Genomic DNA, 26,194 nt, shown 5'->3' with positions numbered 1-26,194 from the left:
TTAAGTTAGGCCACCTGACCTAACGGGTTAATCTTATCATAGTACATTGCTTCAAACTCAAAAGGCGATACATAACCCAGTGCACTGTGTACACGCTTTTTATTGAACCAATCTACCCAGTTTAGTGTCGCAAGTTGTACATCTGCTAAACCTTGCCAATCTGCTTTTAGATATTCAATCACCTCTGTTTTGTATAAGCCATTCACCGTTTCAGCCAAAGCATTATCGTATGAATCACCGGTCGTACCGACTGATGCTCGTAAATTTGCTGCTTCTAAACGATTGGTATAACGAATGGAAAGATATTGCACGCCTCTGTCACTATGATGAATCACGTTCTTTGGCATGCCTCGATCATGCAATGCTTGCTCTAATGCATCGAGCACCATATCTGTATTCATTCGTGTAGATACTTTCCATCCAACAATGGCTCGTGAGAACACATCAATAATAAAGGCGGTATAGACCCAGCCTGAATTTGTTTGAATATACGTAAAGTCACTGACCCACAGCTGGTCAGGCTGATCAGCACTAAAATTGCGTTTCACCAAGTCATCTGCTCGTTTTTGATCATCTCGGCTACGGGTGGTTTGTTTATTCTTACCACGCCAAACCCCTTGTATACCTAGCTTCTGCATCAATCGAGCAACTGTACAACGTGCGATAACATAACCTTCACGTTTCAATTGTTGCCAGACCTTACGCACACCATATCGACCTGAACTTTCTTTCCAAATTCGTTTAATTTGTTCAGCATGATGCTCATCATGTAGATCTCGTTTCGCTCGATGTTCTGGATTGTCAGCGAGATCTAAAGTTCGGTAATAGGTTGAAGCTGCGATCGGTAAAATCCTACAAATCGCATCAACACCATATCGATCTTTATTGTTATGGATGAAATCCACCATTATTTGTGTGGGCGGTCGAGCTCCGCCTGGGCGAAAAAAGCGGCTGCTTTACGTAGAATTTCATTGGCACGCTTTAATTCTTTAATTTCACGTTCCATTTGCTTCATTTTTTCTTGATCAGATATCTGTTGTACTTTAATAGGATTTTGCTGATCTAAATGCTTTTGATGCCAGGCACGAAGTGTTTCAGGAGTACAGCCAATCTTAGGTGCAATTGCTGTGATTGCAGCCCAAGTAGAAGGATAATCTTTTTCAGATTCAATCAATAATTGAACCGCTCTTTCTCTAATTTCGGGGGTATATTTTGGTTTTGTCATTGGGACATTCTCTCAAGAAAGTTGGTCTCCGACAAACCCGGTACGGTTCAGGTTTCCAAAATTAGGTTCCTATCCTAATTTTTGCAAACATTGTGCAAAATTATGGCATGTAAATCAACAGATTATGTCACAACTAAAATCTGTTTTCGGTTTAGATAATATTCATTTTATCGATGGCTTTCCTATACCTGTTTGTCGTTATGCTAGAGCAAAAAAACATAAAAACTTCAAAGAATCTGCAGGTTTTAGTTATTGTGCGGCTAAACAAGAAAAATATTATGGTTTCAAAGGACATATCGTTATTAACTTTTCAGGAATGATTACAGGCTATACTTTTGCTCCAGCTCATTGTGATGAACGTGATGTTGCACCAGAAATTACTCAAGATATTCAGGGATTACTTGGTGGTGATAAAGGATACTTAAGACCTGAATTAAAACACTATTTTAAGTACCAAGATATTGATTTACAAACACCTTATAGAAAGAACATGACTGATAGCAGGTCTAAGGAAGCTATGGCGAGGCTCATGAATGCTCGTAGAAAAATTGAGACTGTTATAGGTCAATTAACTGAACGATTTCACATTCAAAAAGTAAGAGCTAAAGATTTATGGCATTTAACGCATAGAATTACGCGTAAGATTCTTTCACATACCATTGCAGTAATTTTAAATACACGATTAGGAAATCCACCTTTACAACTGGAAAGCCTTATTCAAAGTTGAGATTGGCGTCTTAATATAATAAGACAAGGCTCGTCCCTAAGGGATCGAGCCTAATTTCATTTGTTAATGCTCTTTGTTGAGCAGATGATTACGCCTGTACTAGCGGTTCAATTTTTTCATGCCGACTTAGGCCATATTCCATTTCATATTTCTATTGCTAGGCAATAGTTTTATGCTTGTCTAATCTGGAAGGACAAACCACGATTTTTTCATGCTGGTGTAGCATTACCCTGATTTAAGTCTCAGGTAAACACGTATAAGTATATTTTCATCAGTGACCAAACTTCAGAATACTTAAACTGTATCAATCTTGGCCTAGTCAGAGAGACCAATCTCCGACTGAGGAACACGACCAGTGTTCCATTAACCTTTCTTTTCTACATATTGTCCAACATGCTCACACATGTGCCGACTCAAGTTTTCGCAATGAGCATCCCGACTGAAAAAAATCGAAATGTTTTAGGATTCGCTTTAAGCTAGCTATCTCATTTTATCCAACCGACTTAAAAAATAGAGTGTTTTTAAAAATTACTAATGTTTAAAACATCGCTAATAATTAAATATTATTTAGGTCGGGAATTACAATTTCCACAATTCATCTTGAACTAAAGTATCTCAAGTTTAATTGTTTTATATGCGCTACTCACCATCGCTCCCACACTGAAAAAATACAGCAGACTTTTAACCAATTTAAGCCTTTTTATTCAGTGCTTCCCAAGTTATTTCAAAGTGTCTAATGTGCAGACCGTTTATCCTCTCGCCTGTATACATGCTTCCTGTTTCCCCCGACCGTAGTTCCTTAAAAAATATCGGGATATGATGTATACATAACTTTATAAAGGGCAAAACTCTTACACTCCAATCAGCATCTATCGATTAATGCCGTTACACGTTTAAGCTATCCAGCGACCCATTCAGCTTGCGCAAAATGGTGCCAGCTTTTCCAGCGTTAGCCTCAAAGCCCTAGTACCTTACGGCACTCTCAGCAGCCATCGTGATTGGAAATGAGCATACTTTTCCAAGTAAAAAAACTTGTTCGATCAAGCATACACATTCAGCTATTAACGGAGACTATCGCACATCCTATGCTGCTCCTGACTGTATCACTTTGAAAAGGGTTTCAATGATCCATTATTTTCATAATTTCACACCTAATCTGGCTATTACTAACCAAATGGCCATTTCACGATAAATCGCTTATAGGCTCCCGTTTCCTTGTCGCCCAACCACTTTTTATTTGCTTGGAACTCTTAAAAAGTGAATGAACGGATAGAAAGAGGATATTGCAATCCTCTAGCCCCCGTTGCAACGTACCGAGCGAGGTTTCCCCAGCAGTCCGCTACATCGGCAGTATGGAGATGGTTAGTCCTATACTCAGGGCAATATGTATCAAAGTTTTTGAATGGTGGTCAGCCATTCAAACCACTTTAAAAAAGAAAGTTGGAATGGATGGTCAATCCACAATTCGATTGATATGCAGCCATATTATCAGAATGAATTTATTATATCAATATTATTGATATAATATTTAAACAAGTATAAGATTTACTGATTAAGTTTCGTAATACGCACTAGGAACTACTTTATTGTCACCTTACAACGTGAGGTGACAGTGCTAGCGCAATTTGATCAATGCTGATTGCTGACGCGCTCAGCAAAATAGGAAATGTAGAGAAAATTATTGTTGATGAACAATTCAAAAATGAATGAATAAATTTGGATTTAAGTGGATTGTTGATTGACATTAAAAGTGCATAGTTGGATGACATAGAATGATTGATTACAGCCCCCACACAAAATACACCGCACAAAAGATTCAAGATAAAGTCACAAGAGGATCATATTTTTATTGCAAATTTATAGTGCAAACTGAGTTGGGTAAAATTGAGATTGAAAAGATTATTCATAAATTAACCGAACGATACGCATTAAATTTAACCAGTCGGCAAAGAACATATCGATTAAAACAAGGGCTACCTGTTGCTGATCTCATTGTTCAAGACATTCTTTATAAAGATGCGTGGTTATTTATCTTGTTGATTAAAACACCTAATAGCAATCGCCACAGCAAAGAAACCATAGGGAAAGTGACTTCAACACCCAGTTCAGCATATACATCAAAAGATAAAATTGCTGAACTTGAACCTGTCATCTGGGACAAAATCACAGTTGGGCATGAATTAACTTTTATCCGTAGTTACTATAAAGACAATGAACAATTTAATTTCATATTGAATAAACCTTATCTATGCTTAGATTTTGGAAAATATGAGGCTGAATTAGTACGGTTAAGCCATAAAAAGTATGCCGAACATCAAACTAAGTTTTACCGTAAAAGTAATAAGAATTTCTCATGGACGTGGCGATTTAAGAAAACTGAAATAGAAAAACAAAAAAGAGAATTAACCCAAATTCTCAATCGAATTATTTCACAGAAAGATCAGACCAAGGCGGTTAATGATCTTCTTGCATGGCAGCATTATTTCAAAGTTTATGCTGTATTCAGAGGCAATCGACAACAGGCTGGACGTTTATATACCTTCGGGAAACTATTTTTTTTCAGTCGGAAAAGACAACGATGGGATCAGGCACAAATGCCGATGATGGATTTAACAATCATCGCACGGTATGAAACCTATGCAAATTCTTATACTGAATATTGTATGCGTAGATATTTTTATGAATCCTTTGAAGTCGAACTTCCACGAGAGATTTCAACAACGGAAAATTGGCAGGTGATCAGTGAATACATTGAAGCGCAGAATTTATGAAATAATATCAAATATGCTTATATTTAGAATATCATGTATTTGTTTTTTTGATATCAAAGGTTATTTGATTAATAAAATCTAATACTTCTTTCTGTTGCACTTCAGTCAAAAATTGGAGTTTTGTGATAAGTTCTGCCATTAAATTATCTTCTGTGTAGAAGTAAGCTACGGGAACTTCTAAAACTTCAGCTATTTTTGTAGCCATCAGAAGATCAGGCGCATACTTTCCTGTTTCATATTGATTCATTCGAGCACTAGCCGAAGCTTCATCAATACCCGCAAGTATTCCTAAACGTTCCTGAGAAAGCTTCTTCGCCTTACGAGCAGTTTTTAGACGCATTGAAAATACATTTGATTTTTTGCGTTCCATATATTTAATGATCAATTCAAAACTAAGATTTTCTTAGTTTTTTATTGATTAATTACTAAGGATTCCTTAGTATTTTCACCACTTAACTATTTAGTAGTGAATTTTCACTAAAAATCAGAGGGTAAAATGAATAAGCATTTTTTATTTTTAGTGGGTAGTTTTCTTGCAATGAATTTAGTCGGTTGTCAACATATCCAAACTGTTGCAGATAGTACGGCAAGTACAATATCGAAAGGCATAACTGCTTACGATGGATGGGTGAGCACAGGAACCCAACGCGTATGGGATGAAATGTTAAATAAAGACATACGAAATAAGTTTTTAGTTCTTTCAAGTCATTCAGATAATCATGTCATTATCTTAAATCAATCACTGATAAATGATAAATTCAAATTAGAAAAGCGGACAATGGGTTCAATTTATTTAGAAAAATATATCAATCACGCAGCAAATTTCAATGAAGCGAATCGAAAAATTAACAATGGTATTTATATTTCAGAAAAAGATTTAGCTTCAAAAATGTTTATTAAACAAGCTCTCGCTAAAGGCCATCAGGTTCGCATGTATAAAAACAACATTAATAGTGATCTAAATCGTGGATTAGTTCAATCCATTACAGAGTTTAATGGTGCTGCGAATCGTTATGATGTTGATCCTGCATTTGTAGAGTTTGATAAGGATGGGAGTCCTGTAGCGATGATGACTCGCTCATGGCAAACAATTTCAGCGATTGGCGTCGATAGTCGTATTTACACTAATATTTATTTTGCTCAAGATGCATTGCGTTGGTTTGAAAATAATTTCTCAAACCGCTACTTAGAAGATTCTTTAATTCGTACTATTTGTTAATTTTAAAAATATAAGTGGAAATTCTGATGAAAAAATTACTATTACTTAGTTTATTAAGTGCTGTTGGAACGAGTGCTTTTGCGGCATCGAAATGTTCTATTACATATACTAGTGCTGCTCAATTAACCGCAATTATTCAGGGAACTAAATTTGAGTTTGATAATTACGATGCTGTTTGCCAACGCTTAAAAAATGCCAATGCCAGCGTTAACTTAAGACATTATTCAGCTATTAATGAACGACAAACGACTGCTGTGGTAATGGCTTCGGTAGAAGATATAAACTTGCCAGTTCTTTCTAATACATATAGTTCTTCTATGTGGTCTAGTCCAGAACGAACAACCAACAAAGAAGAAGAACTATTAATGTTGGCAGTGAATGAAGCATTGAATGGTATTAGTCAATCACACATTAATGGCCTTAATGAAAACCGTAAAAAACTTGGCGTTAAAACCTACCCAGTTTCGACCAATATGAATAAAAAATAATAAAAGGAAAATCTAGCATGATTAAATCTAATTTTTTACATATTGTTTTTTTGACTCTTTTACTGGGAAGTGGTTGCAGTAAAAATGACCAGACGAATGTTGAGGGAGATAGCTCATCATCTCATAGTAGAACTAGCGTGAATAATGATCCGAACGCTAAATTTACAGCACAACAAACCAGTGTAAATTCATTTGAAAGCAGCAATACTTATAATAATTATGGTTTTGCATACCGTTATGAAAGTCGAAGTGGTGATGGGGAAGAATATTTTTATAAATCTATTCAAGAGTTTGTGAGTAATGATGTAACAAACCAAAGGAATATATTAGCAGAGTCATGGGTTGAAATTCCTAAGGAAGAATATGCCCAGACTAAACAGCATTATGATCAAACCCGAGAAATTATAGATTTACATCCCGAAATATTACAGTCGACTCCAATATATAAAAAATTTCTACAATTTTTAGAAGAGCAGCAAGTTAGACAGGCTCAATTCGAAAAAGAACGTGCAGATTTTAAGGCTGAGTTTGAACAAAAAAGAGCTGATTTTGATGCTGAATTTAATCGAAAACGTGCAGAATTTGATAAGAATTGGGATGAATCGACTCAACCTTCTGCAAAATCAAAAAATCTAAATACAGTTCATAAAGATGCGCTTGATGATGTTCAAATGACTGAATCTGGGCTATCCGACCATGACAGCCAACCTGAGAGTACTAGTGCTCAATAGCATTACTGCAATCAATCATTTTAAAAATAGGAAATAATTAATGCGTCAATTATGGGGTAATAGTCTTATTGTTGGTTCTATAGTGACTTCAATGTCAGTAATGGCCGCACCACAATTATTCAATGTAGAGCTAAAAGGTGCAACACGAGATCAAATTCGCTCAGCATTGCAAAATACCAATGTTAAAGTGATTCGTGAAGATAACAACTATTGGATAGATAAATACAATTCTAATGGTGTATTACAAGGTGCTACAGAATTAAATTTTGGATATACATCCAATGGAAAATTTGCATTTGCAGAATACAAGTTTCCAGTATTTATGGACTCAGGAAAAATTCTTGAAGTTGCAAATTTAGTTTCATCAAAGTATGGACAACCAAGTCAACGGTCAGGCAACCCAAATCTTGGGGATGCAAGTTATACGTGGAATTTCAAAAATGGAATGAGCATAACGGCATACCGTGGCTGGCCTGATACTACAACTTTTTTACAGTTCAAAGATAAAACAAACTACTCAAAAATGAATAATGAAATTGAAGTTGAAAAAAAGCGCCAATTTCAACAAAAATCTCAGCAACAGAGGTCAGCTTTTTAAAAAAGCTAATACAATTAATATCAGTAACACGTATATTTAATTTAGCGTGTTACTTCTGTATATAAAATATTTTTTACTTTTCTTAATCTTGACTTTTTAAAATTGGAATAATTATGAAAAACAATAAAATTAAAGAATTGTTTTCTGAGGCTAAGTTAAATGCAAGTCAAGATAATAAAAAAAATATTGAGTATAGTAATAAAATTAAAGAATATTTTATTAAAAACTACAAAGATTATCCTGAGATTTTGTCAATCTACTTTGATGAAATGTACGTAAAAAAATTAATAAATATTGATAACAATCTAGACTTTGTACATCGTATTCTTAGTAATTCAATATTTTTTACATATTTTAAAGAAAGCAATTTAAATACATTTGATTTAGTGAAAATCTTAACTATTTACAACAATTCTTCAAAATATTTCATTGATAATTTGACGAAAGAAGAAAAATTAATGAATGAAAATTTAAGTAAAATTCAAGATAGTTATAATGTTTTTCTGAATAACTCAAAAAAAATTTTTAACTTTGAACAGTGGTTTAATGAAAAATCAATTGATGCATTAGGTTGTATTTTTAAGGAGTTTCCTCTTGATGAATTAGAAATAAAAGAGGAGGATTTATTGAATACAGTGTTAGATGAAAAAATAAAATCACTTGTTAATTTATCATTGGTCTTTGAAAATTACTACAAAGATATTTGTAATATTTATGAAAATAAGAGAAGTATTAACTTAAAAGAAAAAAATAAAAATATGAATTATTTTGTTAGAGAATTAATAAATATATTTAATAATTTAAACTCAAAAAGAATTCCAAATAAAATAATAATAGAATTAGTGTATGTCATATTTGAATTGCAAATTGATGATAGAAATCTAAGAAATATAATAAAATGTGCTAATACACATCCATCAAATACTGGTTATACAGTGCAATTTATAACACGACAAAATAATGAACTAGAAATAGGATATATAAAGACTAATAAGTGCTTATAATATCTATTTATTTTTGTCAAGGGTGTCTAGCCCTGAATTTTTAGTCCCATTAGTATCAGTGCTGAATGTCCAGCTTTGTTCAATTATGTGCATATCAATTTCAGAACAGAATTGAGTTATGCATATGTATGAAGTTCATCACCTTCAGCATCTCTCACAATGTTCTCTTAACAATGTGAGATGATAAAATGTTGATTAAAATTAAAGATGTTTGCCGTATTCTAAAAATTAGTAGAAATACGCTATATAACTTGCAACAAAAAGATTCTTCATTTCCAAAGCCAATAAAATTTGGAGAGAAAAAACAAGCTCGCATTTTTTATCGTGAAAATGAAATAAAAAATTGGGTGTTGAGTTTGAATTCTCAGCTGGAGGAAAGTAATGACTGCAAGTAAAAAGATTAAGCTTTTACAAATGAAATCTGTAAAAAATGAGAATACACAATGGTTGTGGAAAGATTGGTTACCATTAGGTAAATTAACTTTACTTGCGGGGCCAGCTGGTGTTGGTAAAACAACCTTATTGATGGATATTGCAGCGAAAGTTTCTAATGGTGAAGTGCTACCTTTTGAATCTATGTATTCTCAGATGTGTAGTGTTATTATTTATTCAACAGAAGATGATATTGAAACAACCCTGAATCCGAGATTAGCTGCATGTGATGCGAATACGTCTAATATATACTATATTACCGGAACTCAAAAAAAGGATGATAAAATAGATTATTTTGATCCTACTCAAGATTTTAAATTAATAGAAGAGTGTTTAATTGAAGATTCAAATATTAAATTAATTATAATTGATCCAATAGTTTCTGTTATATCAGGTGATATGCATAAATCAAATGAAGTTCGGAAGTCTTTAGCTATATTTATTGAAATTGCTAAAAAATATAATTGTGCAATTGTCGGTATAACACATTTTTCTAAAAGTAATTTACCTAATATTTCTCCCGTTGATAAGATTATTGGTTCTCAAGCATTTACTGCATTTGCAAGAATGGTATGGGTCATTTTGGTAATTAATGGAAAAAAGATTTTAGTGAGAGCAAAAAGTAATCTTACAAAATTAAAAGGTGCATTTGTCTATGAAATTGAAGACGCTATAGTTGACGAAAATATTAATACAACTCGTGCGAAATGGAATGAATATCTTGATAATGATTATGATGAACTTCTAAAATATGAATCAAAAGGAAATGTAATAGAGCAAGATTCTACTATTTCTCGTACTCAAATTTTAATATTAGATTATTTGAGCCAAGAAGAAGTAATAGAGTCTAAAAAACTTGAGAAATTTATTATTGATACAAACAATATAAGTCAAAGTACATATCGTAGAGCAATCAAACTTTTAAAAGGTGAAAGTAAGATTGAATCTATCAAAAAAAAGGAATGGTTTTGGAAGTTAGTTGCTGAATAAGTTGAATTTATTTAATTAAACTATTGATTTTAAAAGGTTTTAACTTATTCATGTGTTGTGTGTGATTAAGTTAAAATATTTAAATATCAGATAGTTATAAAACTTATTCAAGATATTCATGGTTTTGAAGGCAAGATATTACAAAAAATTACATATAATTTTCTATGTATCCGACTTTGTATCACTTTATTCTTCTAAAAATAAATCATTTATATTTCAGTCTTATACATGGAAGTATGGTAACGTGTGGGCCCACCATATAAAACAACCACTTAGGTGCATTAATCCTAGGTGGTTTTTTATTGGCTATTTTTATATAAACATTTTGAATTCAAGTATTAGTCGTTTCTGCTTATTTAAAAAAAGATTCGAAATTTTCATTTAAGCAATCCTTTCTAATCTTCATCATTCTCAGAATCACGACCTAATTTATCTTTGCTTTAGATTTTCCTGTCAAATCTTATTTTCAGGCATTTTCTATGATAACTGTAACAAATTCTTTGCCTAAACTTGCAGCTATAGATTCAAATGATATGAGTCAAGCCATCATGACTGATCGTGCCCCATTGTTTCTATACCCTCCTACAGAAACCTATACTGTAATCACTTAGCCTCACTACTCACAAAAATATGGCTAAGTTAAGCATTGAATAACTGTGAACATAACATCCAACACGCTATATATGACTAGTAAGTATAAATTTTAAGCATCCAAACATGATGCTCTAACAAAGTATCTCATTTAGAATAAGAGCTATTAACGATTATAGATGATTGAAAATTAAATTTTTAAGTCAATCAAGCTATTTATAGCTAGCATCAAAAATCAGTGCATTTATACATTATTACGGCTTTGTTGCATAAATATGTAAGCATCTGATTTAAATAAATTTAATTTTGGATCAAAAAATAATCAAAACTTTTAAAATCATATAGTTATGAAATCTTTGTGCAACAAAGCCCATTATTACCACTAAATACTGATTTCCTTTTTCTTACGAAACTCAATGAAAAATTCAACAACCGACCACAGAACAACCAAACCGAAAAGGACAAATGCCCATAAAAAAGTCGAAAGATAAGCCATTTTAACAATCCTGAGCTTTGTTAAACCAAAGTTAAAGTGTGAAAATGCACACTTTAATCTTAGACCAAAGTCTAATCTGTCATTTAGATTATGAATAGTGGTATTTTCATTTTCAGCATATTTATTTTCTATTTGATTAGATTTAAAACATCTTAGTATTCAATTCTTGCCCTCTCCTTGTTCAACTGATGAGGATTCAAAACGATTCATAAAAGTAGCAAGTGCAATCAAGTAGGACTTGACTCAAAGCGTAAACAAGCAGACATTACCCTCTTTAAAAAACACTTGTATTTTTATGCTCATGTTAAAAAAATTCATTGGTGAGTCTGTGTTTAAACTCGCAGGCTGGAAATATCATGTACAACCAAACGTTTTGGAAGATAAGCAAGTCATTATTGGTTTTGAACATACTTCTATGTTGGATGCTGTCTTGTCACTGGCGATTTTTCAAATCTACGATATGAAAATCCATACTCTGATTAAAAAAGAATTATTTAAAGGGCCAATGAAGCCCATACTCGAAGCCATTGGTGGCATCGCGGTCGATCGCAAGTCAAATAAAGACATTGTGTCTCAAATGGTTGAGCACTTTACCCAAAATAAAAAATTCAATTTAGTGATTGCACCAGAAGCAACACGTGCCAAAACAGGTGAAGTACGCAAACCTATTCGTACTGGGTTTTGGCATATTGCTAAAGCAGCAAATGTGCCTATTGTACTGATGTACGCGAATTCAAAAACTAAGCAAGGCGGTATTTTTGGAAAAATCTACCCAACAGATCTAGATCATGACTTAGCGCTTATTAAAGCACTTTATAAAGAGCATGTTGGTTTAGATATTGAGATTAGAGGTGGATCAGGAAATTTGAACAACACTTATAAGTGATATTTTGCTCCCCAAATGATGTTATAAACATCAATATATGGAGTATTTTATGGCACGTAGACCAAGAAGAAATCATTCAAATGATTTTAAAGCTAAGGTAGCACTTGCTGCGATTAAAGCAGAAAAAACACTTGCTGAATTGAGTGCTGAATTTGATGTTCATCAAAACCAAATTATCGACTGGAAAAATCAACTGATTTCAGCTTCCTCGCAAGCTTTCGATCAATCAAAAGCTCCAACAGAACCACCCATCGATCTAAAAAAACTACATGCAAAAATCGGTGAGCAGGCATTAGAAATTGATTTTTTAGAAGGTGTGTTGAAGAAACTGGGCCGCTTCAACCACAAAAGTTAATCGATGACTCACTTCAGATTTCAGTATCTAAGCAAGCTCAGCTGCTGAAAGTCTCCCGTGGTTGTTATTACTATCGCCCAAAACCTGTGAGTGCATCAGATCTGAAGCTGATGCGCTGTATGGATGAGTTACATATGCAATACCCTTTTGCAGGTAGCCGTATGATGCGTGATTTGTTGAATCGTCAAGGACATCATATAGGACGACGTCATACACGTACTTTAATGAAGAAAATGGGCATTAATGCGTTATATTGCAAACCAAATTTAAGCCAGGCTAATCAAGCTCACCGCAAATATCCATATCTGCTCAAAGGATTGGCTATTCAGCGCAGTAATCAAGTGTGGTCTACGGATATAACGTATATCCCTATGGCAAAAGGCTTTGTTTATTTATGTGCTGTGATTGATTGGCATAGCCGCAAGGTACTTGCGCATAGAGTATCGATTAGTATGGAGGTTACATTTTGCATAGAAACATTAAATGAAGCTATTGAAAAATATGGTCGACCTGAAATATTTAATACAGACCAAGGCAGTCAGTTTACCAGTGATGCATTTATTGATGTATTGAAATCAAATGGCATTCAAATCAGTATGGATGGTAAAGGTCGATGGGTTGATAATGTGATGGTTGAACGATTATGGCGGAGCGTTAAATATGAAGAGGTGTATCTCAAAGCCTACAGCAATGTTTTGGATGCGAAGAAGCAATTAAACGCATATTTTGAATTTTATAATTTGAAACGACCTCATTCGAGTCTGGACAAAATGACTCCAGATGAGTTTTACTATGACCAGCTACCACAACAAAATAAGGTAGCTTAACTAGAGCAGAGTATCACTTATAAATAAGCTTTTAGTTGTTCAAACATGTGGGACCACCTCTATTCCAGAACCTAAAACTGCTGCACAATAAGATCGTTTAATTAACCTAAAAGAATCTGAAGACGTTATTCTTTTAGGTCTCTGTGGGTATTTCCCAACAGTTAATTTTTAAAGTGAACTTTCTTTATAAGGTAAATTTGAAATAACTGTATTTATTTCAAACAATTTTAATTCTTTTTTTGTTTGTTCAGGCGATTTTCAGAAAAACACCTACTTTCGCATAAAAAAGTGCTTATGGTAGAATTTGCACAATTTGATAGGCACAAAGCCAATCTACAAGGAGCATATTTCGCATGGCGGGTCATTCCAAGTGGGCCAATATTAAGCATCGTAAAGCAAAACAAGATGCTAGCCGTGGTAAACTTTTTACCAAATTTATTCGTGAATTAACAACTGCTGCAAAGCTTGGCGGTGGTGATGCTGCAAGCAACCCACGTCTTCGTGCAGTTGTAGAAAAAGCGCTTTCTGTAAATATGACACGTGACGTCATCAACCGTGCAATCCAACGTGGTGCTGGTGGCGAAGATAACGATGATTTAAAAGAAATTACTTACGAAGGTTATGGTGTTGGTGGTGTTGCAGTTATTGTGGAAACCATGACTGACAACTTAAACCGTACTGTACCAGATGTCCGTCACTGTTTCTCAAAAACAGATGGTAACTTAGGCACAAATGGTTCAGTTGCTTTCTTATTCACAAAACGTGGTGAGATCACTTTTGAAGATGTGTCTTTAGAAGATCAAATCATGGACGTAGCCCTTGAAGCAGGTGCTGAAGATATCGAAGTGGATGAAAATGAAATCTTAGTCATTACTACACCTGAATCTTTTGGTGACGTACAAGATGCTTTAACTGCTGCAGGTTTAAAATCGGACAATGCTGAAGTGGTCATGAGCCCTTCAACTAAAGCCGAAATCACCGATATCGATCAAGCCAAAAAAATTATGAAAATGATTGATATGCTGGAAGATTTAGATGATGTACAAAACGTTTATACCAACGTTGAGTTCTCTGATGCGGTGTTGGCAGAATTAGACGCCTAATCTTTGCTTGATCTAAATGCGCGCTCAAACATAACTTTGAGAGCGCATTTTTTATGACTGATTGAATACCTTTTCAATAAATTTTGCTTTTTTAAATCGATATTCATCTATCATTAAATATTGGCTGTCTTGCTTTAATTAGTTACACGCCGTCACTAATTTTTGATTTTCCAACAAACAATCACGAACTATCAGAAAACTTTACCACCGAGCGTTTTTCACGACCAATTGAATAGTAACATCATCCTGCTGTAGCACCTCTAACATACACAGCTCATGTGTTCTTCAGGTACTAGGGCTAAAATTATGGCTGATAATATGCAAACTTTTGAAAGTAGGAAACCTACTACTCATTAGACTCATACAAGTTCAGCGTGACTTAGACTTTGCTCAACAAACCACTACAGTTAAAAACGTTATATTCTTTAATCACAAAGCTTGAGTGGAGTGCCACTACATGTTCGATTTTACCAATGCGTTTGAGTAAAATATCACTATAGTTTTCCATATCTCTTGCCACAACTTCAACAATAAAATCTGCTGACTGCCCTGTCACTAAAAAGGCATTGGTCACTTCAGGAATATTTTCTAGCTCTTCTAAAAACTTGGAAAAAGTGTCGGTATCATGTTTACTCAAAGATACTTGGAGTAAAACATGTAGACTAAACCCGAGTTTTTGATAGTTAATATCTCGCTTAACTTTAGTCATAATCGCATTATCAATCAGATGCTTAATACGACGATGCACCGAACTGACCGATAAATTAATACGCTCTGATAATTCGTTTAGATTGATATCTTCATTACTTAAAATTTCTAAAATTTGCTTATCAAAACGATCTAATTCCATTATTTAACTCTCATGACAACTTATGTTTATAGGTGTTTATTTCATATTAAGCATTTCAAATGAAAGATAAAGCTTATTTGCATTTTTTTCATATATTTTCAGATTAATAAAAAGATATCAGCTTTTTCAGACCAAGAGTGCCATGATCTTTTACAAAGTTATAAATAGACTGAGAAAATTTCTATTCAGTTTCTCAAAATAATTATATAGGACTTACGCATTGACGGATTCAAAAAAGTATTAAAATACTTTATAAAGTATCTGTGATCAGACGAATTAAACATGCTTCTACAGCAACTTGTACTCTACCCATTTATATGGGCTTTCTCATGACAGAACCGAACTCTATTAGCTGCACACAACTTGCCGAGACTTATAACATCTCGCATGATAGTGTAAATCGCTTTCTAGAGCGTGAAGACTACACACCTCACGACCTATATCAAGAAGCAATTCAACATATTGATAATAATAAACTTATAGTCAGTATTGATGATACTGTTTTAGATAAACCGTATAGTCAGCATATGGACTTGGTTAGCTATTTTTGGTCAGGCAAACACCACCGATCCGTCAAGGGTATTAATCTCATTACCTTGTATGCGACAGATCAAAATGGTCAAAATATTCCAATTAATTTCCGAATTTATGACAAATCTGAAAGTAAAACCAAGAATGATTACTTTATGGATATGTTAAGTGAAGTACTCAGTTGGGGTGCAAAGATTCAATTTATTACAGGTGATAGTTGGTATTCATCGACTGGAAATCTAAAAACCATAAGAAAATATGGTATTCGATTTATGTTTGGTATCGACTGTAACCGTAAGGTTTCCCCAGAAAAAGGACAATGGTTTCAACTGCGTTTATTGCCGAATTTCCATCAGGGTCAAGTGGTCTGGCTCAAAGATTTTGGCTTTGTACAATTATTTAAGACTCAGTTAAAAGAACAGCAGAGGTTTTATATTGTGCATCAAGATGAAGATGATTTATTGTCCTTTGAGGGTTTTCATGAATTACATTCAAGTCATTGGAAAATAGAGCAATATCACCGGGTGATTAAACAGGTTTGTCATATTGAAAAGTTTCAAGTAAGACGATCTAAACTGATTTTGAATCATATTTTTTCAGCCTTGATGGCCTACGTTGAGATACAAAAGAACCAGTTTGAGCGGATCTTTGAAAATATATATCGTTGGCAGAAGAAATTATTTAGACCAATTATCAAAAACTTCATTGATGACTTTATTCTCGATAAAAATCATCTGCTACCACAGAGAATCTATAAGTAATAGTGCGTAAGTCCTATTATATTGAAAATACAAGAAAGGCAAAGGCTGTCTGTATCACACCTTTGCCTAGTTTGGCTTGAGCTTATTTTAAACGCCGCGCCAGTCGACTCGAGCATTGCGCTCGGTTTGATAGACTCTTAAAACATACTGCCCCAAGGGTAAATTGGTTAAATAGGTTTTATAAGCACTAAATTCTTCAGATAGACTTTCCTCATGGTCTTTTTCCCAAGGTGTCCCTTTAATCTCCAGCACAGGTGCTAACATCGAACACACAGCAATATCCGCCAAACCTAAACGATCCCCGACAAAGTAACGTCCATGATTAGCAATTAACTTCTCATTCAATACTTCAATTAAACGCTGCATTTCGGCTTTGGAATGCTCTATTTTCTCTGCATTCAACTCATAACCTTTTGACATCAAAGTTTTCATTAACGGTTTGGTGTATTTTTCAAATTTACGTAAATAGCCCTTTTCACCCAACATAATTTGTAGCGATTGGTCATTATCGGATAAAGCATGTGCCAACCCCCAACGGCGAACGTGTAGCCCTAAATCATTGGCTAGAGCATTAACATCTAAAGCCTCTTTACGAAGCTGTGCTTCATTACGTAACAGTCGATGTTCTGGATAACGCTCATCCAGATATAACGCAATCTCGGTGGTATCTGCGACCCATTTGTCTTGATCACGTAAAATAGGCAATTTATTCTGCCCTGTCTTTAACTGCGCAAACGCCCGATGAACCCCAGGCACTACATTTTGCGCGACAAAATCTAGCTCTTTATGATCGAGCAACCAGCGAGCTTTCTCACAAAAATGAGATAAAGGAAACTGGTATAAAGTTCTCATAAATGCTCCACACTTATTTTTCTATTTTGGCTTTTTAGCAAAGCCATCTATTTCAGTTGGATACTTTAGTCACTGTATTTAAGATTTACAATGTACTTTTTACCCAAAACTGCCCAGAAAATGTTCAACAGCCTTTATCAAATTTATACGTATTTTTCTCTACAATATCTCAAATCTGAATAAGTAAAAATTTAACGACCTTGCTTAGACTGTAACTAAAATACATATTTTATATTTTTCAAATATTTAGAATATTCATCAAATGATTAAACTTAGCACATTTTATTTTTAACTTTTTAGCTGCTAAGCAATTCAAAATCCTTCATTTAATCATTCAAACAATCCCAAGTAGCGTATAGAGATTAAGTAAAGGTGCTTTTATGTCTCATACTCTCTCTAAAAATATTCACGTGATACAAAATGATCAGGATGCGATTAATGCAGCCTATCATGTCGCTGACTTTGCCTTAGAAGGTCGAGATCAACGTGATCAGAACCGTCAGCTTCCATTTGCTGAAATCGAATTATTCAGCAAAAAAGGCTTAGGCGGTATTCGTATTCCTCAAGCTTTTGGAGGCGCATTTGTTTCCAATAAAACTTTAGCTCAGGTTTTTCGCATTATTAATAAAGCCGACTCAAGTGTCGGTCAAATTCCACAAAACCAAATTGCGCTACTCAACATGATTGATATTTTAGGTAGCGAACAACAAAAACAGTTTATTTTTAATGAAATATTAAACGGCAAACGCCTTGCCAATGGTGGCCCCGAACGAAATACCAAAGACACTAAAACATTAAATACGACATTAAGCATTGAAAATGGTCGTTACTATGTCGATGGTGAAAAGTTCTATTCTACAGGCAGTAGCTTTGCCCATTGGTTAGCCATTAAAGCCATTCACCCTGAAGGTTATGTGGTACTGACGCTTATTGATGTCACAGCACAAGGTGTCGAAGTCATTGATAACTGGAACGGTTTTGGTCAGCGTACAACCTCAAGTGGCACAGTAAAATTACAACGGGTTGAAGTCGATCCACTCCTTATCTTTGATGAGCGGAAACTAGCTGAGGACGTTACTTATCGCGGTGCCTTCTCTCAGCTAATGCAAGTCGCGATTGATGTGGGTATTGCAGAAGCTGCGTTTGAAGACACATTGTCAGCGGTTAAAAAAGCCCGACCGATTGTCGATGCGCAGGTTGAGAAAGCCAGTTTTGAACATTACACCTTACAAGAAGTCGGCAAATCTGCAGTGCTGCTGGATGCCGCTATCCTACTGCTCGACGAAGCAGCCGAATATTTAGATGAACTTGACCAACTGAGCGTTGTCAGTGCGGAACAAGCAGCTCAAGCCTCCATTTTAGTCGCCGAAGCCAAGGTCTATGCCAATGATGCTGCACTACAAATTTCTGAAAAACTCCTAGAGCTTGGTGGGAGTCGTTCGAGCCTAAGCCAACATAACTTAGATCAACATTGGCGCAATGCACGCGTACATACCTTACACGACCCGATCCGCTGGAAGCTGCATGCACTGGGTAACTACTATTTAAATAATACTTTCCCTGCCCGCCACGCTTGGATTTAAGGAGAGCATCATGACTTCATTTCAACCCATTCTTCCTCTTCAATCCCAAGACACGGCGTATGCACATATTATTCAAAGTGATGCTGAAGCCTTAGAAATTGCCAAAAATTTGGCTGAGGAGTTTAAACAGCAGGCTATCCAACGCGATGCTGAACGAATTTTGCCTTTTGAGGAAATTGAAGCCTATAGCCAATCTGGGCTCTGGGCGATTACTGTACCGAAGGAATTCGGAGGTGCAGATGTTTCAAGCTATACGGTCGCGCAAATTATCGCACTAATGAGTGGCGTAGATGGTTCGATTGGACAAATTCCCCAGAACCATTTCTATGCCTTAGAGGTTTTACGTAACAACGGCACTGAACAACAAAAGCGTAAACTCTATGCAGAAGTGCTAAAAGGTGCACGTTTTGGTAATGCCTTGGCAGAGTTTAAAACTAAAAACGCAACACAAAAACAAACTGCACTCAGCCAAACTGAACAAGGCTATGTGGTCAATGGTGAAAAGTTTTATTGCACAGGCAGTCTGTTTGCAGACCGCATCCCCACTTTAGTCAAAGATGCCGATGACAAAGAGTTTCTTGTCTTTATCCCACGGAGTAGCCAAGGACTCGAACTGATAGATGATTGGTCTGGTTTTGGTCAACGCACCACAGGCAGCGGTACAGTCAAATTCAATCATGTTGCTGTAGATGCAGAAGATATTGTTCTTTTCGATACCGCTTTTTCTAGACCGACTCTGGTTGGGCCTTTTGCGCAAATTATGCATGCTGCAATTGAAACGGGTATCGCGCGTGCTGCTTTTGAGGAAACACTGGTTCGTGTGCGTCAGGCTCGGCCATGGATTGACTCTGCTGTTGAACAGGCAACTGATGACCCTTTAACACAGTTTGAACTAGGACGCGTGGTTGCCGATGTGCGTGCCAGTGAAGTCCTACTCAAACAAGCGGCTCGTTCAATCGATGCAGCACGTCCCCAACCAACCATAGAGAACATTGCAAAAGCTTCTCTCGATGTAGCGAAAGTTCGTGCACATAGCACAGAAACCGCATTAAAAACCGCTTCGAAATTGATTGAACTGGCAGGCAGTCGTGGTAGTCAGCGTGAAGATGGCCTAGACCGTTTTTGGCGTAATGCCCGTGTTCACACGCTACATGATGCGTCACGTTGGAAATATTACTTCATTGCCAATTATCTTCTTAACGGTGTACTTCCGCCACGCAGAGGGACATTGTAATGACACTATCATCTCAAAATAAAAACACGAAACAAATCATCCTGAATGCCTTTGATATGAATAGCGTAGGTCATATCAATCATGGTTTGTGGACACACCCACGCGATGAGTCGCATCGTTTTAATGAGCTCAGCTATTGGACCGATTTGGCGCAAACTTTAGAGCAAGGTTTATTTGATGGTTTGTTTATCGCCGACATTACGGGTGTCTACGATGTTTATCAAAATGGTCTGGATTTAACCCTAAAAGAGTCAATTCAACTTCCAAGCCATGACCCAAGTACACTCGTTTCTGCAATGGCTGCCGTTACACAGCACTTAGGGTTTGGCGTCACTGTGAACTTGAGCTATGAGTCGCCTTATCAGTTTGCACGGCGCTTTGCAAGCCTTGACCATTTAACCCACGGTCGTATTGGTTGGAACATTGTCACGGGCTACTTAGACAGCGCAGAACGATTAATTGGTCAAAAAGGTTTAAAAGATCACGACTTACGTTATGAGCAAGCTGAAGAGTTTCTCGAACTTTGCTATAAATTTTGGGAAGGTTCTTGGGAAGACGATGCCGTCCAAAAAGATAAGTTAAACCGTGTCTTTACCGACCCTTCAAAAGTTCACGCCATACAGCATCAAGGCAAATTTTTCCAAAGCCAGGGCGTTTTTCAAGTTTCTCCATCTATTCAGCGGACGCCTATACTTTATCAAGCGGGCGCTTCAAGTAAAGGCTTAGCTTTCGCAACTCAGCATGCTGAAGCCATGTTTATTGGTGCTGACACGCCTGAAAAACTGAAACAGCAAGTCGATAAGATTCGTGCGCTTGCATTAAGCCATGGTCGTGATGAGCAAGCCATTAAACTCTTTGTCGGCATTAGTGTAGTGACTGCAGAAACGGATGAACTCGCACAAGAAAAACTCGCCGAATATATTCGCTATGCCAGTCCAGAAGCTGGTTTGGCGCATTTTTCAAGTTCAGTCGGAATTGACTTGGCACAGTTCACAGATGATGAAGCGATTCCTTACAAACAAACCAATAGCATTGCCTCGGTCAATCACAAATTTAAAGAGCAAAAAGTTACGCGAGCTGATTTGAAAGCCCAGCATGTACTCGGTGGACGCTATCCACTGATCGTCGGGAGTGGAAAAACTGTAGCAGAGAAACTCATTCAGCTCTTAGATGAAACTGGCGTAGACGGCTTTAATCTCACACGAACCGTTGCCCCAGAGTCACATCAAGACTTTATTCGTTGGGTCATCCCAGAATTACAAGAGCGTGGACGTTATAAAACCGCCTATGAAACAGGTAGTTTACGCCACAAATTATTCGCTCAAGGTGACCGACTGGCCGCAGACCACCCAGTACAGCAGTATCGATGTCAAAGCTCGAGCTCTCATCCTAAAACACAGCAAAAACAAACCGCATAAATTTTAAAATACGAGAAATATCATGGCTCAAACTGCAAAAACAAAATTTACCGTTATTGGGGTAATTGTCGCCGCCATCGTCATTGCACTGGTGGCGTGGTCTTATCATAAAAAATCGAGCAACACTGAACTGGTGATTGGGATCAGCCCACCCTTTGCCAATCCGTTAAAGGTGGCTGTGGAAGAAGCAAAACAGCAAGGCATCAACGTCAAACTGGTCGAGTTTTCGGATTGGAATACCCCCAATATCACGCTCAACCATGGTGATATTGATGCCAACTATTTTCAGCATCAGCCCTTCTTAGATAACGCCATCAAAGAAACCCAATTTAAACTCAAAGCACTGGATAAAGGCGTCACCACACACGTCGGTTTATATTCAAAAAAATATGACTCGATTGCTGCGATTCCTGAAAATGCACGTACAGTTATTCCAAATGATCCAGTAAATCAAGGTCGTGCGCTTTTACTGTTACAACAGGCTAAATTGATTAGCTTAAAAGATCCAAACAATCACCTATCCAACCTGCAAGATATTGTCAGCAATCCTAAAAAGCTCCAGTTTATTGAAGTTGAAGGTCCACAAACTGCGCGTGCCGTTGATGATGCTGACTTGGTCTTTAGCTATCCACATTATTTACGTCTTGCAAAAACCATCGACCCAAATGATGCACTGATCTTAGATGACAACACCAATACCCTGTATTCGATTTTATTTGTGGTGCGTGACGACTACCAACAGCAACATCCAGAGAAAGCGGCACAACTTGAAAAGTTCATCAAGATTTATCAAACATCTGACAAAGTTAAACAGACTTTGAATAGTGAAATTGGTGAAAAACTTTGGTTCCCTGGTTGGAAGTGAGTATAAGCAATGACGCAATCTTTCATTCAAAATCGAAAAAAATGGCTGATTGGCTTAAGCATCATCGTGGCATTTTTTTCTCTAGCGGGTTACCGCTATAGCAAAAGCCATGCGCAAGATGATGTCTTAACGATTGGTATTAGCCCACCTTATGCCGAACTGCTGCAAAGCGTGGCAGATGATGTAAAAAAGCAAGGCATTCAAGTCAAACTGGTTGAATTCTCTGACTGGCATGCGCCAAATGTTGCTGTGCAAAATGGTGACATTGATGCCAATTTTTTTCAACAAAGTGTCTTTCTACGCAATGCGATTCGCGAAACAAATTATGATCTGCATGCATTCGCCACAGGAACAGGAAGTCATGTCGGACTGTATTCAAAAAAATATAAGTCCTTAGATTCACTACCAACTCAAGCACGTGTGGTCATCCCCAATGACCCTGTAAACTCGGCACGTGCTCTAATTTTACTGCATCGTGCAGGTTTGATTCAGCTCAAAGACCTCAACAATGAACTATCTACTGTACAAGATATTGTGAGCAATCCTAAACAGCTTCAGTTTATTGAAGTAGAAGGCCCACAAACTGCTCATGCGTTTAATGATGCCGATTTAATTTTTGGCTTCCCGCATTATTTAAAAATGGCCAAAGTCACAGATCCGCATCATGCCCTTTTTCTTGATCCTATAGACAAGAAATACGCCATTTTATTTGTGACACGTGAAGACTATCCAGATCAAAACCAGAAACTTGCGACCTTTGTGCAAGCATTCCAAAACTCAAAACACGTTCAAGAAATTTTAGACCGTGATTTTGGCCAAGGTCTGTGGTTTGAAGGCTGGAAATAAGGAGAAAAAGAATGGTCAGCTTTGGTTCTCATGTGGATTTTTCAATTCCACATATCAAAATTCGTAACTTAAACAAACATTATGCAGTACAAGGTCAAACTGTACATGCACTCAAAAATATTGACCTAGACATCCCGACAGGGAAAGTGTTTGGCATTATTGGCAAAAGTGGTGCAGGTAAATCTTCCCTGCTCCGCACCTTAAATGGTTTAGAAAGTATCAGTGAAGGTCATATCCATATTCATCAGCAAGACTTGGCAGCATTGAACCACGCTGAGCTGATTCAGCTCCGCCAACGCATTGGTATGATTTTCCAGCATTTCAATTTAATGTCTGCCAAAACAGTCTATGAATATGTTGCACTGCCCCTCAAAGCGGCCAATTATCCTAAACAAAACATCGAACAACGTGTCAATGAAGTTTTACAGTTGGTTGGGCTAAGCGATAAGTCACAGCATTACTCATCACAACTGTCTGGTGGTCAAAAGCAACGCGTGGGCATTGCCCGTGCATTGGTTCACCATCCTGAAATTTTACTCTGTGATGAAGCGACATCTGCGCTCGATCCAGAAAGCACCTCTGTAGTGTTGTCCCTACTCAAAGAGATTAATCAAAAGCTGGGTATCACCATTGTATTGATTACCCATGAAATGCAAGTGATTCGGGAAATCTGCGATCAGGTCGTGGTCATTGATGGTGGTGAAATTGTGGAATCAGGCGAAGTTTGGTCGGTGTTCTCTCACCCCCAACAAGGCATTACGCAAGAACTACTAAATCTAGAACAACTCGATTTGCCTTTTCGTTTAAATGCTGAACCTACGCAGCTCGATACACATGCCATTTTCAAAATTCGCTCGACGTCAGATGCGCATCATCCTCCTGACTTAAAACAGATTTTGGAGCACTTTCCACAAACTGTGCATTTGTATCAAAGTCAGGTCGACACCATCCAAAACCATTTAATTGGAACATTGGTTATTGCTGTCCCCACACTAGGCTTAGAAATTCAATCGCTACTACAAAAACTAAAAGCGCATGTGACACATGTAGAGGTACTTGGCTATGCACGACCAACTCATTGATTTATTACTGACAGGCACCATCGATACCTTAATCATGGTCGGCGCATCCGCATTTTTTGCCTTGCTCATTGGTCTTCCAATGGCAGTGGTTCTAGTCAGCACCTCTGAGCATGGCATTTATCCCTCTAAAAGTATTAACCATAGCTTAGGCTGGTTAGTGAATATCACTCGTTCCGTTCCCTTCCTGATTTTGATGGTGGCCCTGATTCCACTCACACGTTGGATTGTAGGCACCAGTTATGGTGTTTGGGCAGCAGTTGTCCCTTTAACCTTGGCTGCAACACCTTTTTTTGCACGAATTGCAGAAGTCAGTTTACGCGAAGTGGATCAAGGGTTGATTGAGGCTGCACAAGCCATAGGCTGTAACCGTACTCAAATCATTTGGCATGTATTGTTACCTGAAGCTCTTCCTGGAATTGTCGCAGGTTTTACCGTAACCATTGTGACCATGATTAACTCCTCTGCCATTGCAGGCGCAATTGGTGCTGGAGGTTTAGGTGATATCGCCTATCGTTATGGTTATCAGCGTTTTGATATGCAGATCATGTTGGCCGTGATTGTCGTGCTCGTGATTTTGGTGATGTGTGTGCAAGCGATTGGAGACAATCTGGCAACTCAACTCGATAAGAGGAAAGTTTAATCCCATCTCCACATAAAGTAGAGCACTATACTGTCCACTTAAGTTTTTTAGCCCCTCCTTTTTCTAAGGAGGGTGTTTCAGTATGAAATTCACTACCCAGTTATAATCACCTTTGCTTTATGACAGCAATCTAATCAACTGAATCAACATTGTTTTTCTTTCAAATTCACATAGAAAATATAGCTCTCAATATACAGATAGAAATGAATAAGCTATAACGTATACTCAAGCCTAAATAAGAATAACCATCTCAATATGCATCATTCCTCCTAAAATTAAAGTACTCGCTTTCGACATCTTTGGAACTGTCGTGGACTGGCATTATTCAATCGTTCAAGAAGTGGAACATCTAGCCTTGAACATCGATGCCAACCAATTTGCATTAGACTGGCGAGCAGGCTATCGACCTGCAATGGATCAGGTTTTGTCAGGTCAGCAGCCGTGGACCTCCATTGATGATATTCACCGTCTCATTTTGGATGAGCTTTTAGCGAAATATCAAATCTCCACACTGACCGAAGCTCAAAAAATGGATTTAAACTTTATTTGGCATCGTCTCAACCCTTGGCCAGATACAGTCGCAGCACTCAATCAATTAAAACAAGATTATATTATTTGCACCCTTTCAAATGGCAACATTCACTTATTGATCGATCTCGCAAAGTACGCAAAATTGCCTTGGGACACTATTTTCTCTGCTGAAAATTTCAAAGCCTACAAACCTTCTCCCCAAACCTATTTAGGTGTCGCAGACTTACTCAATGTTGTACCGAGTCAAGTGATGATGGTTGCCACCCATCAAGATGACCTTGCCGCAGCGCGTAGCTGTGGACTTCTGACGGCGTATATTGAACGCCCCTTTGAGTATGGTTCAGCTCAATTGAAAGACTCTAGTTCTTGCATAGACAATAATCTACATGCAACTGACCTCTTAAATCTGGTTTCTTTATTAAAAGAAAAGGCTCGTATATAGGGCTTAAATGAGGAAGTTCTGCCCACAACATGATTTACAACTTTGATTCTTCGTCCCTGAGACCTGACTTTGTCATGGCTTTCATGTAAAATCACTGGCAATTTTTATATAACACG

Annotated in this window: 24 protein-coding genes, 1 pseudogene and 1 other annotated feature; of the genes and pseudogenes, 21 read left to right on the top strand and 4 right to left on the bottom strand. The window is 36.9% G+C overall.

All coding sequences use genetic code 11. The annotated features are described in order from the left end of the window. Nucleotides 1–5 precede the first annotated feature (5 nt). A protein-coding gene (locus AC4CU3_RS16705; protein ID WP_490738417.1) for an IS3 family transposase occupies nt 6–1,225 on the bottom strand; the annotation gives its coding sequence in 2 pieces (ribosomal slippage) (nt 6–949 and nt 949–1,225; 1,221 coding nt in all). Continuing rightward, nucleotides 834–950 (bottom strand) — a sequence feature (AL1L pseudoknot). It overlaps the preceding gene by 117 nt. 52 nt (nt 1,226–1,277) lie before the next feature. On the opposite strand from AC4CU3_RS16705, the pseudogene AC4CU3_RS16700 reads away from it, so the two are divergent. Continuing rightward, nucleotides 1,278–1,952 (top strand): annotated as a pseudogene (locus tag AC4CU3_RS16700) (IS982 family transposase); the annotation flags it as partial. A 1,772-nt stretch (nt 1,953–3,724) separates the two neighbouring features. Then, nucleotides 3,725–4,723 (top strand): hypothetical protein, encoded by a 999-nt coding sequence (locus AC4CU3_RS16695; RefSeq protein ID WP_279043739.1) that lies wholly within the window; start codon nt 3,725–3,727, stop codon nt 4,721–4,723. Nucleotides 4,724–4,754: 31 nt separating this feature from the next. Here AC4CU3_RS16695 and AC4CU3_RS16690 read toward each other — a convergent pair whose 3' ends face one another. Beyond that, entirely contained in the window at nt 4,755–5,093 is a 339-nt protein-coding gene (locus tag AC4CU3_RS16690; RefSeq protein WP_279043740.1) for a helix-turn-helix domain-containing protein, read from the bottom strand. Between the two features lie 126 nt (nt 5,094–5,219). Between AC4CU3_RS16690 and AC4CU3_RS16685 the strand changes: the two genes are divergently transcribed. The 10 genes from AC4CU3_RS16685 (at nt 5,220) to AC4CU3_RS16640 (ending at nt 14,443) form a co-directional block, all read left to right on the top strand. Then, nucleotides 5,220–5,942, top strand: coding sequence for a hypothetical protein (locus tag AC4CU3_RS16685; RefSeq protein WP_279043741.1), 723 nt, complete (start codon nt 5,220–5,222; stop codon nt 5,940–5,942). A gap of 26 nt (nt 5,943–5,968) precedes the next feature. Next, on the top strand, nt 5,969–6,430 hold the full coding sequence (locus tag AC4CU3_RS16680; protein WP_279043742.1) for a hypothetical protein: 462 nt from the start codon (nt 5,969–5,971) through the stop codon (nt 6,428–6,430). Between the two features lie 17 nt (nt 6,431–6,447). Beyond that, nucleotides 6,448–7,161 carry a hypothetical protein gene (locus AC4CU3_RS16675; RefSeq protein WP_279043743.1) on the top strand — a complete coding sequence of 238 codons (714 nt, stop codon included), beginning with the start codon at nt 6,448–6,450 and terminating at the stop codon, nt 7,159–7,161. 40 nt (nt 7,162–7,201) lie between these two features. Then, nucleotides 7,202–7,759 (top strand): hypothetical protein, encoded by a 558-nt coding sequence (locus tag AC4CU3_RS16670; RefSeq protein WP_279043744.1) that lies wholly within the window; start codon nt 7,202–7,204, stop codon nt 7,757–7,759. A 113-nt stretch (nt 7,760–7,872) separates the two neighbouring features. Continuing rightward, nucleotides 7,873–8,763: a hypothetical protein gene (locus tag AC4CU3_RS16665; RefSeq protein WP_279043745.1), complete on the top strand. Its 891-nt coding sequence runs from the start codon at nt 7,873–7,875 to the stop codon at nt 8,761–8,763. A gap of 188 nt (nt 8,764–8,951) precedes the next feature. Then, nucleotides 8,952–9,158: an AlpA family phage regulatory protein gene (locus AC4CU3_RS16660; protein WP_279043746.1), complete on the top strand. Its 207-nt coding sequence runs from the start codon at nt 8,952–8,954 to the stop codon at nt 9,156–9,158. Continuing rightward, entirely contained in the window at nt 9,145–10,185 is a 1,041-nt protein-coding gene (locus AC4CU3_RS16655) for an AAA family ATPase (RefSeq protein WP_279043747.1), read from the top strand. The genes AC4CU3_RS16660 and AC4CU3_RS16655 overlap by 14 nt, the downstream gene beginning before the upstream one ends. A 1,388-nt stretch (nt 10,186–11,573) precedes the next feature. After that, nucleotides 11,574–12,158, top strand: a complete 585-nt coding sequence (locus AC4CU3_RS16650; RefSeq protein ID WP_490738416.1) for a 1-acyl-sn-glycerol-3-phosphate acyltransferase — start codon at nt 11,574–11,576, stop codon at nt 12,156–12,158. 49 nt (nt 12,159–12,207) lie between these two features. After that, nucleotides 12,208–13,340, top strand: a protein-coding gene (locus tag AC4CU3_RS16645; protein WP_223235881.1) for an IS3 family transposase whose coding sequence is annotated in 2 segments (ribosomal slippage) — nt 12,208–12,460 and nt 12,460–13,340 — 1,134 coding nt in all. Because the reading frame shifts where the segments join, the coding sequence is not laid out codon by codon here. Nucleotides 13,341–13,693: 353 nt separating this feature from the next. Next, nucleotides 13,694–14,443 (top strand): YebC/PmpR family DNA-binding transcriptional regulator, encoded by a 750-nt coding sequence (locus AC4CU3_RS16640; RefSeq protein WP_178927990.1) that lies wholly within the window; start codon nt 13,694–13,696, stop codon nt 14,441–14,443. 379 nt (nt 14,444–14,822) lie between these two features. Here the strand turns inward: AC4CU3_RS16640 and AC4CU3_RS16635 are convergent, their stop codons facing one another. Next, nucleotides 14,823–15,293, bottom strand: coding sequence for an Lrp/AsnC family transcriptional regulator (locus AC4CU3_RS16635; protein ID WP_178927989.1), 471 nt, complete (start codon nt 15,291–15,293; stop codon nt 14,823–14,825). 263 nt (nt 15,294–15,556) lie between these two features. On the opposite strand from AC4CU3_RS16635, the gene AC4CU3_RS16630 reads away from it, so the two are divergent. Further along, nucleotides 15,557–16,585 carry an IS701 family transposase gene (locus AC4CU3_RS16630; RefSeq protein WP_490737974.1) on the top strand — a complete coding sequence of 343 codons (1,029 nt, stop codon included), beginning with the start codon at nt 15,557–15,559 and terminating at the stop codon, nt 16,583–16,585. Between the two features lie 87 nt (nt 16,586–16,672). Here the strand turns inward: AC4CU3_RS16630 and AC4CU3_RS16625 are convergent, their stop codons facing one another. After that, complete coding sequence (locus AC4CU3_RS16625; protein ID WP_078426520.1) at nt 16,673–17,437, bottom strand: glutathione S-transferase family protein; 765 nt, start codon at nt 17,435–17,437, stop codon at nt 16,673–16,675. Between the two features lie 380 nt (nt 17,438–17,817). Here AC4CU3_RS16625 and AC4CU3_RS16620 point away from each other — a divergent pair, with 380 nt between their 5' ends. From AC4CU3_RS16620 to AC4CU3_RS16585, 8 genes are all read left to right on the top strand, one after another. Further along, complete coding sequence (locus AC4CU3_RS16620) at nt 17,818–19,020, top strand: SfnB family sulfur acquisition oxidoreductase (RefSeq protein ID WP_058869509.1); 1,203 nt, start codon at nt 17,818–17,820, stop codon at nt 19,018–19,020. 10 nt (nt 19,021–19,030) lie between these two features. Beyond that, complete coding sequence (locus tag AC4CU3_RS16615; RefSeq protein WP_279044169.1) at nt 19,031–20,254, top strand: SfnB family sulfur acquisition oxidoreductase; 1,224 nt, start codon at nt 19,031–19,033, stop codon at nt 20,252–20,254. After that, nucleotides 20,254–21,672 carry an LLM class flavin-dependent oxidoreductase gene (locus AC4CU3_RS16610; protein ID WP_490738415.1) on the top strand — a complete coding sequence of 473 codons (1,419 nt, stop codon included), beginning with the start codon at nt 20,254–20,256 and terminating at the stop codon, nt 21,670–21,672. Before AC4CU3_RS16615 ends, AC4CU3_RS16610 begins: the two co-directional genes overlap by 1 nt. Before the next feature lie 22 nt (nt 21,673–21,694). Beyond that, nucleotides 21,695–22,537: a MetQ/NlpA family ABC transporter substrate-binding protein gene (locus AC4CU3_RS16605; protein ID WP_058869506.1), complete on the top strand. Its 843-nt coding sequence runs from the start codon at nt 21,695–21,697 to the stop codon at nt 22,535–22,537. A 9-nt stretch (nt 22,538–22,546) separates the two neighbouring features. Then, entirely contained in the window at nt 22,547–23,383 is an 837-nt protein-coding gene (locus tag AC4CU3_RS16600; protein WP_058869505.1) for a MetQ/NlpA family ABC transporter substrate-binding protein, read from the top strand. Nucleotides 23,384–23,394: 11 nt separating this feature from the next. Beyond that, the gene (locus tag AC4CU3_RS16595) at nt 23,395–24,465 is read left to right on the top strand and encodes an ATP-binding cassette domain-containing protein (protein ID WP_279044164.1); all 1,071 of its coding nucleotides are present in this window, start codon (nt 23,395–23,397) and stop codon (nt 24,463–24,465) included. Further along, nucleotides 24,446–25,105 (top strand): methionine ABC transporter permease, encoded by a 660-nt coding sequence (locus AC4CU3_RS16590; RefSeq protein WP_058869503.1) that lies wholly within the window; start codon nt 24,446–24,448, stop codon nt 25,103–25,105. The genes AC4CU3_RS16595 and AC4CU3_RS16590 overlap by 20 nt, the downstream gene beginning before the upstream one ends. Nucleotides 25,106–25,415: 310 nt before the next feature. Continuing rightward, the gene (locus tag AC4CU3_RS16585; RefSeq protein ID WP_490738414.1) at nt 25,416–26,078 is read left to right on the top strand and encodes a haloacid dehalogenase type II; all 663 of its coding nucleotides are present in this window, start codon (nt 25,416–25,418) and stop codon (nt 26,076–26,078) included. The last annotated feature ends 116 nt before the right edge of the window (nt 26,079–26,194 follow it).

The sequence above is a fragment of the Acinetobacter sp. 802_lipA genome (assembly GCF_058242885.1).
This window is presented reverse-complemented; position numbering and strand designations above follow the sequence as displayed.